The 16318-nt window shown below is 31.5% G+C and carries 13 protein-coding genes and 1 tRNA gene; 7 read left to right on the top strand and 7 right to left on the bottom strand.

Annotation, left to right across the window (positions count from 1 at the left end; translation table 11 throughout):
* Nucleotides 1–30 precede the first annotated feature (30 nt).
* Both ACKVOD_RS04140 and ACKVOD_RS04135 read left to right on the top strand, forming a co-directional pair.
* Complete coding sequence (locus ACKVOD_RS04140) at nucleotides 31–300, top strand: hypothetical protein (RefSeq protein ID WP_409208212.1); 270 nt, start codon at nucleotides 31–33, stop codon at nucleotides 298–300.
* 86 nt (nucleotides 301–386) lie between these two features.
* Nucleotides 387–460: transfer RNA gene (locus ACKVOD_RS04135), tRNA-Thr, on the top strand.
* A gap of 181 nt (nucleotides 461–641) precedes the next feature.
* Here the strand turns inward: ACKVOD_RS04135 and ACKVOD_RS04130 are convergent.
* The 6 genes from ACKVOD_RS04130 to htpG form a co-directional block, all read right to left on the bottom strand.
* Nucleotides 642–2501, bottom strand: a complete 1860-nt coding sequence (locus ACKVOD_RS04130; protein ID WP_409208211.1) for a peptidase M61 — start codon at nucleotides 2499–2501, stop codon at nucleotides 642–644.
* A gap of 122 nt (nucleotides 2502–2623) precedes the next feature.
* The gene (locus ACKVOD_RS04125; RefSeq protein ID WP_409208210.1) at nucleotides 2624–2902 is read right to left on the bottom strand and encodes a DUF2805 domain-containing protein; all 279 of its coding nucleotides are present in this window, start codon (nucleotides 2900–2902) and stop codon (nucleotides 2624–2626) included.
* Nucleotides 2903–3394: 492 nt separating this feature from the next.
* The gene (locus ACKVOD_RS04120; protein ID WP_409208209.1) at nucleotides 3395–4564 is read right to left on the bottom strand and encodes a DUF1501 domain-containing protein; all 1170 of its coding nucleotides are present in this window, start codon (nucleotides 4562–4564) and stop codon (nucleotides 3395–3397) included.
* A gap of 10 nt (nucleotides 4565–4574) precedes the next feature.
* Nucleotides 4575–5969: a DUF1800 domain-containing protein gene (locus tag ACKVOD_RS04115; RefSeq protein ID WP_409208208.1), complete on the bottom strand. Its 1395-nt coding sequence runs from the start codon at nucleotides 5967–5969 to the stop codon at nucleotides 4575–4577.
* A gap of 205 nt (nucleotides 5970–6174) precedes the next feature.
* Nucleotides 6175–6579: a DUF2721 domain-containing protein gene (locus ACKVOD_RS04110; RefSeq protein ID WP_409208225.1), complete on the bottom strand. Its 405-nt coding sequence runs from the start codon at nucleotides 6577–6579 to the stop codon at nucleotides 6175–6177.
* 116 nt (nucleotides 6580–6695) lie between these two features.
* A complete protein-coding gene (gene htpG / locus ACKVOD_RS04105; protein ID WP_409208207.1) occupies nucleotides 6696–8579 on the bottom strand; it encodes a molecular chaperone HtpG in 1884 nt (627 codons plus the stop codon).
* Nucleotides 8580–8741: 162 nt separating this feature from the next.
* Between htpG and ACKVOD_RS04100 the strand changes: the two genes are divergently transcribed.
* From ACKVOD_RS04100 to ACKVOD_RS04085, 4 genes are all read left to right on the top strand, one after another.
* The gene (locus tag ACKVOD_RS04100; protein WP_409208206.1) at nucleotides 8742–9239 is read left to right on the top strand and encodes a hypothetical protein; all 498 of its coding nucleotides are present in this window, start codon (nucleotides 8742–8744) and stop codon (nucleotides 9237–9239) included.
* Nucleotides 9240–9258: 19 nt separating this feature from the next.
* Complete coding sequence (locus ACKVOD_RS04095) at nucleotides 9259–9954, top strand: OmpA family protein (protein WP_409208205.1); 696 nt, start codon at nucleotides 9259–9261, stop codon at nucleotides 9952–9954.
* 107 nt (nucleotides 9955–10061) lie between these two features.
* Nucleotides 10062–11009, top strand: a complete 948-nt coding sequence (locus tag ACKVOD_RS04090) for an ABC transporter ATP-binding protein (RefSeq protein WP_409208204.1) — start codon at nucleotides 10062–10064, stop codon at nucleotides 11007–11009.
* Nucleotides 11010–11116: 107 nt separating this feature from the next.
* Nucleotides 11117–12124, top strand: coding sequence for a 3-oxoacyl-ACP synthase III family protein (locus ACKVOD_RS04085; RefSeq protein WP_409208203.1), 1008 nt, complete (start codon nucleotides 11117–11119; stop codon nucleotides 12122–12124).
* Between the two features lie 81 nt (nucleotides 12125–12205).
* On the opposite strand, the gene ACKVOD_RS04080 is transcribed toward ACKVOD_RS04085, so the two are convergent.
* Nucleotides 12206–14623: an outer membrane beta-barrel protein gene (locus tag ACKVOD_RS04080; protein ID WP_409208202.1), complete on the bottom strand. Its 2418-nt coding sequence runs from the start codon at nucleotides 14621–14623 to the stop codon at nucleotides 12206–12208.
* Nucleotides 14624–14843: 220 nt separating this feature from the next.
* Between ACKVOD_RS04080 and argS the strand changes: the two genes are divergently transcribed.
* The coding region (gene argS, locus ACKVOD_RS04075) for an arginine--tRNA ligase (protein ID WP_409208201.1) at nucleotides 14844–16318 on the top strand (1475 nt) is incomplete at its 3' end.

Below are 16318 nucleotides of genomic sequence, written 5' to 3'. Positions count from 1 at the left end.
TTTTGCAATCGCAAATTAAAATTTAAAAAAATGGCAAACGTTAAGAATTTAAAGAAAGACATAAATTATGTTTTAGGAGATATTATTGAAGCGGTTTATTTGTTTGAAATTTCTACTTCAGGAAAACCAACAACTGAAACAAATGCATTAATAGATGAAGCTATTGCAGCTTTTGATACTTTGATTACAAAAGTAAATGCTAAGAAAGTAGAGAATAAAAAATCACATTTTAAGCAAATTAATATTGAATTGGAACAAACTGCAAATCAATTGATTGCTAAAATCAATGATTTACAGTAAATAAATCAACAAAATAAATCAACAAAAAAATAGAGATTTGTTTTGAGAAATCAAATTCAATCTTATATTTGCATCCGAAATGAGTCGCCAGCGTAGCTCAGTTGGCTAGAGCAGCTGATTTGTAATCAGCAGGTCGTGGGTTCGAGTCCCTCCGCCGGCTCAAACGAAAACCGTAAGTGTATCGCTTGCGGTTTTTTTGTTTTGAAAAACAATAGTACGAGTCCCTAAATTTTTGGGATATCCCGAGCGAAGAAATTCGGGAATTCCCTCCGCAGGCATAAACGAAAACCGTAAGTTAAAAACTTACGTTTTTTTTTGTTTAAAAAATAGAGACGACAAGCTTAGCCTTTTAACCAAGCTTCTTTTATCTTGTTTTTTGAGATATCAGTAGCTTTTAGTCCTTCAACATCTTCTAATGGAATCTTTACATTTCCTTTCAAAATTTGTTCTATTCCATCACGTTTTATTTTGATTGTGATAAGGTCATATTCTTTCCATTTTGTACTGGCATTAATCATGTCATAAATATTTTCAAATGAATATGGAACGTCATTTACGGCCAGTAATATATCATTACCTTTTAGGTTAAGGCTAGTGTAGAATTCAGGTAATTCATTATACGGAGAGATTATAATTTCTTTAGTTTTTCGGTCAACATTAATGTATGGAGTTTGACCTTTTAAAAATATAGCCGAAGGTTTTTTTAAAGTTATTTTTTCTACTCCCATTTTAGCAAAATAATTTGCATATGGAATAGGCGTTGGACCATCAACATATGTTTTTAAAAATTCACCAACTTCAGGATAAGTTAACTTTGTAATTTTGTCAAAAAGTTCATTGTCATTAAATGCTTTTTCAACTCCAAATTCTTTGGATAATTTTTGCATTAAATCAAGTATCCCTCTTTCACCATTACTTTTTTCTCTAATTATGATATCAATACACATACCAATAAGCGCTCCTTTTTCATAAACATTCAAGTATTGTGTTTTGTATGGCTCTATTAATGCATTTGAGCTCATTGTTGTAAACGGCATCGTTTCATTTAATACTTTTGCATGTTCTATCTTTTCGGATAGTCGTGTATAAAATTCTTCTTCGCTAATTAATCCTTGATTAATTTGGAAAAGATTGGCAAAATATTCTGTTACTCCTTCATACATCCACAAATGTTTCGACATTTTTGGGTTTTTATAATCAAAATATTGAATTTCCTCAGAATGAACAGTTAATGGAGTCAAAATATGGAAAAACTCATGTGAAACAATGTCTTTTAATTCTTTGGCTAGTTGTTCTGTGCCCATCATTTCTGGCATAACTACGGTTGTAGCAGTTGGGTGTTCCAGTGCTCCAAATCCAGTGGCATCTTTTATTTTAGCATCTGTAAGATATATTAGTACACTATATTTTTTCGTTGCATTTATTGACCCTAAGAACTTTTTTTGAGCAGTCATCATGGTTTTCATCTCCGGAGTAAGACTTTGAGCAGTTACTTTTCCATTTGGTGAATAAACAGCAATTAATATTTCCATATCATCAACCATAAATGTGGTATAATCTGGTTTTGAATATAGGATAGGATTTTCTACTAATACCGCATAACGAGGCAATTTATATAAATCATTTGTTGGAGAGGTGTCTAAATCAATCATTGATGTTGCGCCCCATAGTGATGAAGGATGCGAAATGTATACCGTATAAGGTATTGTCATGAAATTATCAAAATAACCTACAAAACAATGCGTATTTAGAACTATGTTTTTGTCACTATTTATATTTGAACCTGCTGGCGAGAAAATATCTCCTTTGCCAAATCCTTTTCCATTTTCTGTATCGAAACTGTCATTTACTAAATAAGTTACTTTTTTTAATTTTTTAGCATTAGAGATTGTCCAAGTATTAATGTCAGCTTTTTTTACAATCAATAAATTTCCTTTTTGGTCATAGGCCTTTAGATCCTCGATAAACTTGCCATAATCGTCTTTAGAATAGGTTCCAGGAACCATTTTCGGTATATTAAAGTTAATTTCATTGGTTAAAATTGATGGTACTTCTAAACTAACCATTACTTTATCATCCTTTATTTCATTGAGGTTGATAGTCACTTGAATTTCTTGTGGCGAAATTTTATTAGATAGACTTGCGGTTTTACAACTAAATAAAAGTGAGGTAATTGTTAGAGCAAATAATATTTTTTTCATGTTGATTATTTTGTGTTTTTATATGAGTAAGTTTATTTGAGTATTTGTTACATTATAAAAATTATCGTTTATAATATTTACTTTAAAATAAAAAAAACTCCTGATTTACAGGAGTTTATATTTCAGTCTAATTTATTTTTTATATAATATTTTCCATTTAAATCTTCATCAAAATCATCAATTTTAGCTGGCTTTAGTTTTGGTTTATTAGCAAGTGCCTTCTTTTTCCACATTTCAAATTTCTCAAGAGGCATTTTCTTTTTCATGATTTCTAAAACCTCTTTTTCAGCTAAGCCAAATTCCTTTTTTATAATTTCAAAAGGATTTCTCTCTTCTAGGGCAAAAGTAAAAAGTTTTTCAGTTTCTTCCGAGGTTAATTCTTTGCGGTTACTTTTTTTCATTACGTGAAAATTAATTCAAGGTAAAGTGTTAATTGATTTTATTTCAAATATATATCAATATTTAAAAAAAAAAAAATCAGTTTTATTAAAATAACAATTTTTTAATAAAACTTATTATTAGATTTTTTTTGTATCATTAATAACGAAGTCATAAAAAAATTTAAATTAAAATATATTTAGACTAATTATAATTCAACCCCTTCGATAGTGTTTGATTAAATAATAAAAATTAACTCCTATTACAAAAGTATTTGTTACGATTATTGGTAACGAATTTGACAAAAGAATTCCATAAATTATGAATAGCAATGCTCCAATTGAATTTATGATTCGTAATGTGATGATATTTTTCATTAAAAATGAAACCATTATTGCGATAGAGGCCAAATAACCAAGACATTCTGTTAAAGAAATTGCAACCATATATTAAATTTATTGGTGAGTTGCAAATGTAATCTTTAGTTCAAAGAAAAAATACAAGTAGTTAGTTTTCTAGAATAATCCTTCTAATGCTTTATTTTGTATTCCAATTTTTGAGGCCTCAAAATTCAATTTATTTTGTAAAATAGAAGCATAAACGCTCCTGAAATCAATTTCGTGTTTCAAATCGCCATTGTCTAAATCCGATAGTTTCGGATTGCTGCCAATTATTTTTCCGCTGTTATTTCCTCCAATGACAAACATTGGAGCGGCCGTTCCGTGGTCGGTTCCCCGTCCATTGTCTTTTACGCGGCGACCAAATTCCGAGAAAACCACTACGCTAACATTTTGCAATTGTTGCGTTTTTTTTAAATCTTCGTAAAAACTAAAAACGGCGTCGTTAAGTTCTGTCAATTTGTTTTTGTGAATGGCAAGTTGATTGTCGTGGGTGTCAAAACCGCCAAGCGATGTATAATAAATCTTTGAATTCAAATTTCCTTTAATCAATTTCGAAATCCATTCCAAGTTTTTTGCTAAACCTGTTTTGGGATAAACTACATCCGAAACGGTTGATTTTGCCAATGCTTTTTGAATGTCACCTGAACCTTCAACCACGGAATTGGCAATTTTTCGAACAAAATCCAATTGCGGATTGTCGGATAGTTGATTATCGTTTTCCGCCTTGCTTTTGGTTCTAAATTGGTTAGGATCTTTTATAGTAATCGAGTTGGGTTCTTCGCCCTTCAATGCTAAATTATCAATGCCGTCAATGTTTATTCCAGCCGTAGGTTGATGTTCCTTGCATTGTAAATCTAGGTAACGCCCGAGCCAACCATCGTTTAAATACTCCTGATTTGTAGGAGCGGTTTGCCAAATTTCCTGACTTCTGAAATGGGAACGAACTGGATTTGGGTAACCCACGTTTTGTATCACCGACAAATCGCCACTTTGCTGTATTGAAGCAAATCCTTTTAAGGCGGGATGAAAAGCCATTCCTTTTGAGGAATTCAAAACCTCAGTTTTCGAAATGGCAATCTTTGGACGTAAGCCATAATATATAGCATCTTCAAATGGGATGAACGTATTCAGTCCATCATTTCCTCCATTTAATTGAACGAAAACAACGCATTGTTCGCCTAAAACCAAATTATTTTGAGAACCAAAAGAGTAAAGAAAATTGGGTAATAAAAGTGAACCGCCTGTAAAAGTTCCTGTCAGTGTCAAAAATTTCCGTCTGTCCATAATTGAAGTGTTAAATGAGTTGAAATTCAGGAGTCTTTACCATAAAATTAAACAAGCGTATAACCGCATTTTCAGAACCCTCTGTTTTGCTGTCAAAATCGTATTTAAGGATTTGCTCAAAATCTGCTTGTGTAGTTGCATCGGTTTGAAACAATAATCGATCTTTAAGTTCTGCAATAATTTCCTTGTTGTTTGCTTCTTTGGCCCAATTCAATTTTACGTCCAAATGTCGATTAGGGTTTTGTTGAATCATCATATTATCCTGATTTTCTTTCTGTCCTCGGCTTAAATTTTTACCATTGCAAAGCAAATCGGCAACATTATTTCGTTGCAGAAAAACTTGTGAAGTTAGCCAGGAATTTCCGCCGTCCCAGCCTTTCACATTTGGCTGGTTGAACAGATCCATTCCTTGATTCTTGAGAAAATAAGCGATTAATTTTCCATTCGGATTTTTCGCATTCAGTTCGTCCATTAATTGCAAACTGTATTCTAAGGGGTTTTTAATTTTGGAACCCCCATTGTTTTTGCTATACTCTTCGCTAAAAATTTTGTTCAGAAGTGGTTCGATTTCAAAATTCATTTTCTTGAAGTAGTTACCATAATAGACTACCAATTCTTCCTTTGGATTATCATAAATGAACCATTTCAATATCTTTCGTGTAATTAAATAAGGAATGTTAGGTTGTTCGAAAATGATATCTATCATTTCATCAACTTTAAAATTCCCTTTTTTTCCGAGATAAACGAAACTTTCATTGTCTACAAAATTTTTTCGATAAACGGCACTTTCTTCACCAATCCCTAAACCTGCAAGACCTTTGGCGCCATTTTTTATATCTTCTTCGGTGTAATTTCCTATTCCAAGAGTGAAAAGTTCGAGCAATTCCCGACTTAGATTTTCGTTGAGTTTATCTTTTCGATTATCTGTATTGTCCAGATATCGAACCATCGCATTGCTTTGTACTATCTTTTTGGTCAAGGTCTTGAAATTGCCAAAAGCATTTTCTCGTAAAATTTGATTGTGTTGAAAAATCCAGTAATTCACTTTTACTTTTTGGTGAGTGGAAACATAATGATTGTGCCAAAAACAGGTCATTTTTTCGCGAAGTGGAAATTCGTCTTCGTTCATTTTTTTTATCCACCATGCTTTCATTTCAAAAGAAGTTTGTGCTTCCTTCTTGAGCATTTCCTTTATTTCTTCAGGATTTGATGCTTTTAATTTTTTTCGTGTTTCTTTTAATTCTTGAAATGACTTTGGACTATCTTCCATATAATCAGGAATATTCGAATCAAATTTTGTAGAAAAAGACTGTTTCAAGAATTTTTTAAAACCTATTTTTTCGATAGTTTTTGTTTGTTTTGCTGAATATCCGAGTCGCAAAGACCAAAGTGTGTTGTTGTTCATAATCTAAAGTACTACGAGATTTTGACTTAGATTTTGTAATAAGGTTTAATCAATAGAATTCGTCGAGGTTCTACTTTGGAATTATAGAGAAAAGTTTGAAAACCTAAGGTTTTCATAAAACTAAAAAATTACTTTCTTCCGATTGATAACACGATGGCTATGCTTCGGGGTAATTCATTCGATTTTATTTAGCTATATATTGTAATTATTTGACTTCTTTTTTCTCAGCCAAGTCACTCAAATGTAATCGAAGTGCATTTACTGAAATGCTAATTTCCCAAAAAGAAATTCCTAATGAAATCATTAAACTTAATAGACTTAATCCAAAAAAGTATAAACTAATGGTAGGATGTTCAATAAATAATAAAAGCATAGTGAACACTGATAAAAACAAACTTGAAACCCCCGCCAATTGCATATAGCGAATGAGTTTTAAGCGTAGGTTTAAATTTTTTATTTCAAGTAATATGAGTCTATTTTCTTTCTCTTTGTAAACTTTTTTTAAGCCTCTAATGATAGAGGCAATAGTAAGAAATCGATTGGTATAGGCCAATAATATTAAAGAAGATGCTGAGAATAATAAAGCAGGGGTTTCTATATTTATAGTCATGATAAAGTCTTTATTTTTTGATTTCAAAGTTCGTTATTTATATCAAAGAACAATGACTAGTCCTATAATCTGTATCGTTTATTTAGTACTAGTCAATGCTTATGGACTAAAAATACTTATTTAATCAATTCAAAACTTCTTTTGACAAAAGCAGTAAGTTCTTCACCTTTCAAAAGATTTTGAGATAATTTAGCCAAGTCTAAAGCTTGTTTTACCAAACTTTCTTGTGCTGATTTATCTTGAGTATTTAAGATATTTGTTGCTAATTCAGAGTTGGTATTAACCACTAAATTATACATTTCGGGCATATTTCCCATCCCGAACATTCCGCCACCACCAGATTGACTCATTTCTTTCATTCGACGCATGAATTCAGGTTGCGTAATAATAAATGGCGAAGCATTACTATCTAAAGCTTCCAGTTGAACTGTATATGCTTTTGGAATATACGTTTCTAAAGATGTTTTTAAACTCTCTTTTTCATCGTCAGATAATTTAGAAATAGAAGTTTCTTCTTTTTTGATTAAATTATCAATGTGATCCGAATCTACTCGAACAAAAGTAATGTCTTTATTATCACCTTCAATTTTTTGAATTAAATGAGAAATAATTGGAGAATCTAGCAGTAAAACTTCATAGCCTTTTTCTTTAGCTGTTTCTATGTAAGAGTGTTGATTCTCTTTGTTTCCAGCATACAAAACGACTAGTTTTCCGTCTTTATCAGTTTGATTGTCTTTTAATTTTTCTTTGATTTCTTCAAGAGTAAAATAAGTATTATCTACCGTAGGGTATAAAACAAATGCACCTGCTTTTTCATAAAATTTATCTTCAGAAAGCATACCATACTCCAAGACAATTTTAATATCGTTCCATTTGCTTTCAAAATCTTCTCGGTTTTCGGTAAATAAGCTTTTTAACTTATCAGCAACTTTACGAGTGATATAGTTCGATATTTTCTTTACTGCACCATCAGCTTGTAAACCTGAACGGGAAACATTCAATGGAATATCTGGAGAATCAACAACACCTCGAAGCATCATCAAAAATTCTGGTACAATTCCTTCAACATTATCAGTAACATATACTTGATTTTGGTATAGTTGAATTTTGTCTTTTTGAATTTGTAAATCAGCTCCTAATTTAGGAAAGTATAAAATTCCTGTAAGGTTGAAAGGATAATCTACATTTAAATGAATATGAAACAATGGGTCTTCAAATTGCATTGGATACATTTCACGATAGAAATCTTTATAATCAGCATCTGTTAACTCAGTTGGTTGTTTTGTCCAAGCAGGATTAGGATTGTTAACAATGTTATCAATTTCAACAGTTTCATTCACATAATCTTCGGGAGCATCTTCAGGGGTAGGAAGTGTTTCTTTTTTTGTTCCAAATTTAATTGGAATAGGCATAAACTTATTATACTTGCTTAACAAACCTGAAATTTTTGAATTTTCTAAAAACTCTAGAGAATCTTCTGCAATGTGAAGAATAATTTCAGTACCTCGATCTGTTTTATCTGCGGGCTCTAATGTAAATTCAGGACTTCCATCACAAGTCCAGTGAGCAGCAGGCTCATCTTTATATGATTTGGTAATGATTTCTACTTTTTCTGCAACCATAAATGCGGAATAAAACCCTAAACCAAAATGCCCAATAATTCCAGAATCTTTAGCAGAATCTTTGTATTTGTCTAAAAATTCTTCAGCTCCAGAAAAGGCTACTTGGTTGATGTATTTTTCAACTTCTTCAGCTGTCATTCCCAATCCTTGGTCAATTATGTGAATTTTTTTTCCTTCTTTATCAATTTTAATTTCAATATTTGGCGAACCATATTCAACTTTGGCTTCACCAATACTAGTAAGGTGTTTTAATTTTAAAGTTGCATCGGTTCCGTTTGAAATTAACTCACGTAAGAAAATTTCGTGATCACTGTAGAGGAATTTCTTGATTAAAGGAAAGATGTTTTCAACCGAAACATTAATTTTACCTGTTGTCATATTTATTTGTTTTTTTGAGTTATACAATTTATATACTCTTTGACAAATAGAATACCAATTCTACATTTAGTGACAAAATGGCGTAATTATTTATTTGGATTTTTAAAATAAAACCTATTTTATATTACTTTTGCAATCTTTAATTTATAAGTTTAAATAATAATGAAAAAAGTATTTGTATTAGCTCTAGTAGGTTTTGTGTTGTTTTCTTGTAAAACTAAAACTGTCACTAGTAATGAAGTAGAAGTGTCATCAAAAGTTGATAATTCATCACAAGTAGATTTAAAAGGGGAATGGATTATTTCTTCGGTAAGCTATCCTGGTTCTGAATATATCTCGGTAAATTCATTTGATATCGCAGATTCTAAATGTTTTATTGGTAGTACCTGGAAGTTTATTTCAAATAATAATGAGGGAAATGTAGTTTTAAACAAAACGAAAAATTGCGTCGAGTTTATTTCTCCAATTACTTGGTTTGTGAATAAAGAGGGACAATTTATTTTGAAAGTTTTAAAAGCTGATTCAAAAGCAAAAAAAGTAAGAAGTGGCTATGTGCTAACTTTAGCAAATAAAACTAATTATTCATTCCAATTGGTTGACAAAATAAATTTTGGAAATAATGCTACCGATGTGATTTATCAATTTAATAAATCTAACTAATATTAAAAAAATAATAAACATGAAAAATTTCACAATTATTTCATTAGCATTAATTATGTCTATTGGATCAACTTTCACAAGTTGTAAATCATTAAAAAACGCAAATAACACACAAAAAGGAGCAGGAATTGGTGCTCTTGCAGGTGCTGTTATTGGAGGTGTTTTAGGAAATAACCTAGGAAAAGGGGGTAATGGAGCATTAGGTGCTGTTCTTGGTGGAGCTATTGGAGGATTAGCTGGCGGCGTTATCGGAAACAAAATGGATAAACAAGCTAGAGAAATCGATCAAGTACTTCCAGGAGCTGAGGTTGAAAGAGTAGGAGAGGGAATTAAATTAGTTTTAAATGAGAATGCGGTTCGTTTTGATACTAACAAATCTACTTTAACAACTTCAGCAAAAGCAAACTTAGATAAATTAATTCCAGTATTCAATGAATATGCTGATACTAATATTACTATTTTTGGATATACTGATAGTACCGGTTCAGCTGATTATAACTTGAAGCTTTCGGGAGAAAGAGCTACTTCGGTTAAAAATTATTTAGCTTCAAAAGGAATTTTAATTGGAAGATTTAATGTAACAGGGTTAGGTATTGCTGATCCAATTTCAACTAATGATACTCCTGAAGGTAGAAGCAAAAATCGTCGCGTTGAATTTGCAATTACTGCAAACGAAAAAATGCTTGAAGATGCTAAAAAAGAATCTGAAAAATAAAACGGAATAACTATGATATTTACAAAAGGCTGTTTCGTAGTGAAACAGCCTTTTTGGTTTTATATCTAAATTAAAGATTGTAAATTTGATTTTTTTAAATCCCTATCATGCTTGAACTTGACTCTGTTTTCTATACCTATATTGATAATCCTGTAATTAAAAATGTTAGTTTTTCAGTTTCTAAAGGCAATAATGTTGCTATAATTGGAGAAAGTGGTTCTGGAAAAAGCACATTATTAAAATTGATTTATGGCTTGTATGACTTAGATCAAGGAGAAATTCGACACAATGGAAAACAAATTCTAGGGCCAAAATTTAACCTAATCCCTGGAGAAGATTTCATAAAATATCTAGCCCAAGATTTCGACTTAATGCCTTATATTTCTGTTGAAGAAAACGTGGGAAAATTTTTGTCTAATATTTATAAAGACCAAAAAAAAGCGCGAGTTGCTGAACTTTTAGAACTTGTTGAAATGACAGAATTTGCAAAAGTAAAAGCAAAATATCTTAGTGGTGGACAGCAACAACGAGTGGCTCTTGCTAGAGTTTTAGCCCTGGAACCTAAAATTCTTTTATTGGACGAACCTTTTAGTCAAATAGACTCCTTTCGTAAAAACAAACTTCGAAGAAATATTTTTTCTTATTTAAAAGAAAAACAAATTAGTTGTATCGTTGCAACTCATGATAGTATTGAAGCTTTGTCTTTTTCGGATGAAACAATTGTAATTAAAAATGGAGAAATGATTGCGAAGGATTCTCCAAAAACATTATTTGATAATCCATTAAATAGCTACATAGCTGCTCTTTTTGGCGAAGTAAATCAAATTCCATCGCATTGGTTTAATAAGTCAAAATCAAGTACTGAAATGATGCTAGTGTATCCACACCAGCTTAAGATTGTAGAAAATTCTGAATTTTCAGTAATAGTAAATCAATCTTATTTTAAAGGAAGTCACTACTTGATTGAATCTAGGTTTATAAACGAAACTATTTTTTTTGACTCAAGTAAAGCATTACAAATAGGGAAACAAGTGTTCTTAAATTTAATTTATTGATTTTATACCCCTAATTTTATTTTTTGTAGATAAACGTGAAATTTTGACCGTTCATTTTCAAAAAGATGTTTAGCTTTACAATACTAATTACTAATACCCCAAAAAATATGTACCATTCTAAAATTGCAGGACTAGGATTTTATGTCCCTGATAATATTGTTACTAATGATGATTTGTCTAAAGTGATGGATACCAATGACGCATGGATTCAAGAACGAACTGGAATTCAAGAACGCAGACACATTATTCGCAACGAAGACACCACAACTTCCATGGGGGTTAAGGCAGCTAAAATTGCTATTGAGCGCTCTGGGATTATGAAAGATGATGTAGATTTTATTATTTTTGCTACTTTAAGTCCTGACTATTATTTTCCTGGTCCAGGAGTTTTGGTCCAGCGAGATTTAGGATTAAAGCCCATTGGAGCATTGGATGTTAGAAATCAATGTTCAGGTTTTGTTTACGCCATTTCTGTTGCAGATCAATATATTAAAACAGGAATGTATAAAAATATTTTGGTGATTGGATCTGAAGTGCATTCCACAGGATTAGACATGACAGATCGTGGACGAGGAGTATCAGTAATTTTTGGAGATGGAGCAGGTGCAGCAGTTCTGAGCCGTGAAGAAGATTTATCGAAAGGGATATTATCCACTCATTTGCATTCTGAAGGACAACATGCCGAGGAATTAGTTTTGAAAGCTCCCGGAATGGGAGGTCGTTGGGTGACTGATATTATGAAAGATAAAGACCCTAATGATGATAGTTATTATCCCTATATGAATGGGCAATTTGTTTTTAAAAATGCTGTAGTCCGCTTTTCAGAAGTAATTCACGAGGGGTTACAGGCCAATAATTTGCAAGTCTCAGATATCGATATGTTAATTCCTCATCAGGCTAATTTGAGAATATCTCAGTACATCCAAAAAAAGTTTGAATTATCTGATAATCAAGTTTTTAGTAATATTCAAAAATATGGAAACACCACAGCCGCATCTATTCCAATAGCATTAACCGAAGCTTGGGAACAAGGTAAAATAAAATCAGGCGATATTGTTGTGTTAGCCGCCTTTGGTAGCGGATTTACATGGGGAAGTGTTATTATTAAATGGTAAAATCAATAAGTAAAATAAAAATATCCAGAAGTTCTTAAAATACTTCTGGATATTTTATTTTATCAAAAGAGGAAAACAGTTTTACATCATTCCTCCACTACCTTGAGTTTCATTTGAATCTCTTTCTTTTCTTTGTATGGATTTGTTTTTACCACTTCCAAAACGGTAGTTAAAACCAATATAGGCTGTTTGACTTTCCCAATTGAATTGTCCATTTCTTCTTATTGGTTTATCGCCATCAAAAGCAAAATGGAATGAATTAAAAATATCACTGAATCTAAATGTAATAGTCCCATCGCCTTTAAGAATATTTTGACTGGCCCCCATATCCATTTTCCACATAGGTTCTCTCACAAATTGAAGTCTTAAATCTCGTCCTCGATACATCCCAGAAAGTTGTAAGCGCAAGTTTTTATTAATTTTAAAGGTGTTGTTTATTCTTGTATTAAAAACGGTGACATCAATTGATAATGATTCGTCACCAACTACTCCATTTGCCTTTTTAGAATAAACATCAGCACTAATATTCGAACTGAACCACTTAGTAAATTGTAAATTTCCTGAAACCTCAAATCCGTAGGCATTATTATCTACTAAATTGTCATAGGTTAATATTAATTTTTCAGTGTTAGTAGGACTTTTAAACAAGACTCTTGTTATTTCTTTATAAATTCGTCTGTAAAAAACACCTGTTGTAATTGAGCCAATTTTTGTTTTTCGGGTATAATTAAATTCAACAGAATTAGTAAATTGTGGTACTAACTCTGGATTTCCTTCGGAGTCAATTTGTGGGGTACTCCACTCCCTGATAGGATTTAATTGTTCTAAACTAGGTCTGTCAACTCGCCTAGATGTACTTAAGTTAAAAGTGTTTTTATCCGATGGTGAATAGTTTAAATAACCAGATGGGTAAAGTGTAAAGAAATTATCTTCTATATTGGAATCATTTTCGCTAATTTTTATGAATCCTGCCTTTGCATTGTACTTTTCAAAACGGGTACCAGCCTGAAAGCTAAATTTCCCTAGTTGTTTTGTAAATGTTGAATAAGCTGAATAGATGTTTCTTTCATATTCAAAACTTGAGTTGAAGGCATTATTTAATAAAAAATTATTTTTAGTATTTTCAATCCTACTTTCTAACCCCAATTCCATCTTGGCTGTTTCCGTTAATGGATTTACATAATCTAAATTGATCAAGGTATTGCTGCCATTATTGGTTATGTAATTATATGTTTGATTGTTTTTGATTGTTTCATTAAACAAAGCATTTTCTTTGTTATTTTGTTTGTTGTAATTGACTTCTAACTCTAAATTGTGTCCTTCTTTTTTGAAATTGGTTTTGTAATCAAAATTGTAGATTTGATTATAGTTATCTTTCTTGTTGTCAAATAATTGAATTACATCCAAAACTCCTGTAACATCTTTATCTTCTATATTCAAATTATAATCTTTAAAAAAATCCACTGTCGTTTTCGAAACTCCTTTTCCATTAAAAATATTTTGATTAGTATAAAAAGATATGGTGTTTTTATCATTCAAATAATAATCAAACCCTATTTTGGCTAAATGGGAATTGCTGTGATTAGCAAATCTAAGAAGTTGAGAATCTGTCTCGCCAATTTCTGTAGTGTTAACAAAGCCTCGATTTGCTTGATTGCCAATGTTTACTCCGTAGTTTGCATAAATATTAAATTTTCCAGAACGATAATTCATATCAAATGAAGAATTTAATTTTGGTGTGATACCAAAAGTAACCCCATTTGTAACGCTTCCGTTAAAACCAATTTTACTATTTTTATTTAAAACAATATTTATAATACCGCTCATTCCTTCCGGATTATATTTTGCCGAAGGATTAGTAATGAGTTCTATTTGTTTAATAGATGCTGAGGGAATTTGTTGCAGTAATTGAGATGCTTCGATAGTGGTTGGTTTTCCGTCTATTAAAATGCGCACATTCGAATTTCCTCTCAAACTTATTTCATTGGTTTGTGGGTCAACACTAACCGAGGGGATGTTATTCAGAATCTCTCCCGCCGTTGCTCCAGAAGATAATAAATCTTTCCCCACATTAATAATTTTGCGGTCTATTTTTTGTTCGATTATTGATTTTTCACGAACCACTTCAACTCCTTCTAGTTGAAAGGCATTTTCTTCTAAGGATAATGTGTTTAGATTAAAATTCTTATCCTCGGCTGTCAAATTCACTGATTTAAAAATCGTTTTATACCCAATAAATTGAATTTCTACAGCATAATTTTTCAATGACAAGTTTTTGATTAAAAAAGTCCCGTTTTCGGATGTTATTCCACCATTTACAACTTTGTTTTCGTATTTAATTACTATATTGACGTAGGGTAAAGGTTGTTTGGTTTTAGAATCAATAACTCGCCCTTGAATTATGCCTGTTAGTTCTTTTAAAGTTGTCACCGCCGAATTTTGAGCTATTGTACAAAATGAAGAACTGATGGTTAAGACAAAAATTAGAATTAATTTCATAGTAGTGTATTTGAAATTTATATTGATTTTGTTTTTGAAAAATCAATTGATAGCAATTAGACTCAGCTTGTTCAAAAATGTTACACAAATTTAATTTTTTTTGTGTGGATATTCCGTAATATAACATCAAATCGGATATTTTACTGTTGTAATTATCTCTTGGTTACATTTTAAAATCCAGTCAATATGACTATATTTGCACCCTCAAAAAAATATAAAAATGACATTATCACAGTTGCTTAAACCTGCAATAGAAAAAGCTATTAAAACTTTATTTGATGTTTCTATTGATAAAATTGAATTTCAAACTACTCGTAAGGAATTTGAAGGTGATATTACTATGGTTATTTTTCCTTTATTAAAAGTAGTTAAAAGCAACCCAGTAGCGTTAGGGAAAATAATTGGAAACTATTTAGTAGAAAATGTATCTGAAGTTTCTAGTTTTAACGTCGTTTCCGGCTTTTTGAATATCGTTATTTCGGATGAATATTATTTGAATTTTTTCAACGTAATCAGGAATGATGCTAAATTTGGTTTTGTTGTTCCAAATATGGAAGATAAAGCTGTAATGGTTGAATATTCTTCGCCAAACACTAATAAACCATTGCATTTAGGTCACGTTCGAAATAATCTTTTAGGCTATTCCGTTGCTGAAATTATTAAGGCGTCCGGCAAGAAAGTCTATAAAACACAAATCATTAACGATCGTGGAATTCATATTTGCAAGTCGATGTTAGCTTGGCAGAAATTTGGAAACAGTGAAACTCCAGAATCATCAAATTTAAAAGGTGACAAATTAGTTGGTAATTATTATGTGGCTTTTGACAAAGCATACAAAGAACAAATCGCTCAATTAATTGCTCAAGGAAAAACTGAAGAAGAAGCAAAAAAACAAGCGCCAATTATTCTCGAAGCCCAAGAAATGCTCCTGAAATGGGAATCTGGAGATGCTGAGGTAATTGCATTATGGAAAACAATGAACCAATGGGTTTATGATGGTTTTGCTATAACTTATAAAAATTTAGGAGTCAATTTCGACAGTTATTATTACGAAAGCAACACGTATTTATTAGGTAAAGATGTCGTTCAAATTGGATTAGAAAAAGGAATTTTCGAAAAAGATCCTGACGGTTCGGTTTGGATTGATTTGACGGACGAAGGTTTAGACCGAAAAATCGTCCTGCGCTCTGATGGAACTGCGGTTTACATGACCCAGGACATTGGAACTGCAATTCAACGTGTTAAGGATTTTCCTGATGTCGATGGTATGGTATATACAGTTGGAAACGAACAGGATTATCACTTTAAGGTCTTGTTTTTAATATTGAAGAAACTAGGTTTTGATTGGTCTAAAAATTTATTTCATTTGTCCTACGGAATGGTAGATTTGCCTTCGGGGAAAATGAAATCTCGAGAAGGAACTGTTGTCGATGCTGATGATTTGATGAATGAAATGACCGAAACGGCTCAAAAAATTTCCGAAGATTTAGGAAAATTAGAAAGCTATTCTGCCGAGGAAAAGGCAAAATTATACAATACTATCGGTTTGGGTGCCTTGAAATACTATATTTTGAAAGTAGATCCTAAAAAGAGAATCCTTTTTGACCCAGAAGAATCTGTTGATTTTGCTGGGAATACTGGGCCTTTTATTCAATATACTTATGCCAGAATTCAATCTATTATTAGAAAAGCTGA

Origin of the sequence: Flavobacterium sp. (assembly GCF_046155325.1) — a bacterium.
Taxonomy (GTDB): domain Bacteria; phylum Bacteroidota; class Bacteroidia; order Flavobacteriales; family Flavobacteriaceae; genus Flavobacterium.
Note: the sequence above shows the minus strand (reverse complement) of the source record. Positions and strands in the feature narration are given on the sequence as shown.

Bases quoted from the DNA above. Each gene is read 5' to 3' on its own strand.
- ACKVOD_RS04140 (WP_409208212.1), top strand. From the start codon at position 31: ATGGCAAACGTTAAGAATTTAAAGAAAGACATAAATTATGTTTTAGGA.
- ACKVOD_RS04130 (WP_409208211.1), bottom strand. From the start codon at position 2,501: ATGAAAAAAATATTATTTGCTCTAACAATTACCTCACTTTTATTTAGT.
- ACKVOD_RS04125 (WP_409208210.1), bottom strand. From the start codon at position 2,902: ATGAAAAAAAGTAACCGCAAAGAATTAACCTCGGAAGAAACTGAAAAA.
- ACKVOD_RS04120 (WP_409208209.1), bottom strand. From the start codon at position 4,564: ATGGACAGACGGAAATTTTTGACACTGACAGGAACTTTTACAGGCGGT.
- ACKVOD_RS04115 (WP_409208208.1), bottom strand. From the start codon at position 5,969: ATGAACAACAACACACTTTGGTCTTTGCGACTCGGATATTCAGCAAAA.
- ACKVOD_RS04110 (WP_409208225.1), bottom strand. From the start codon at position 6,579: ATGACTATAAATATAGAAACCCCTGCTTTATTATTCTCAGCATCTTCT.
- htpG (WP_409208207.1), bottom strand. From the start codon at position 8,579: ATGACAACAGGTAAAATTAATGTTTCGGTTGAAAACATCTTTCCTTTA.
- ACKVOD_RS04100 (WP_409208206.1), top strand. From the start codon at position 8,742: ATGAAAAAAGTATTTGTATTAGCTCTAGTAGGTTTTGTGTTGTTTTCT.
- ACKVOD_RS04095 (WP_409208205.1), top strand. From the start codon at position 9,259: ATGAAAAATTTCACAATTATTTCATTAGCATTAATTATGTCTATTGGA.
- ACKVOD_RS04090 (WP_409208204.1), top strand. From the start codon at position 10,062: ATGCTTGAACTTGACTCTGTTTTCTATACCTATATTGATAATCCTGTA.
- ACKVOD_RS04085 (WP_409208203.1), top strand. From the start codon at position 11,117: ATGTACCATTCTAAAATTGCAGGACTAGGATTTTATGTCCCTGATAAT.
- ACKVOD_RS04080 (WP_409208202.1), bottom strand. From the start codon at position 14,623: ATGAAATTAATTCTAATTTTTGTCTTAACCATCAGTTCTTCATTTTGT.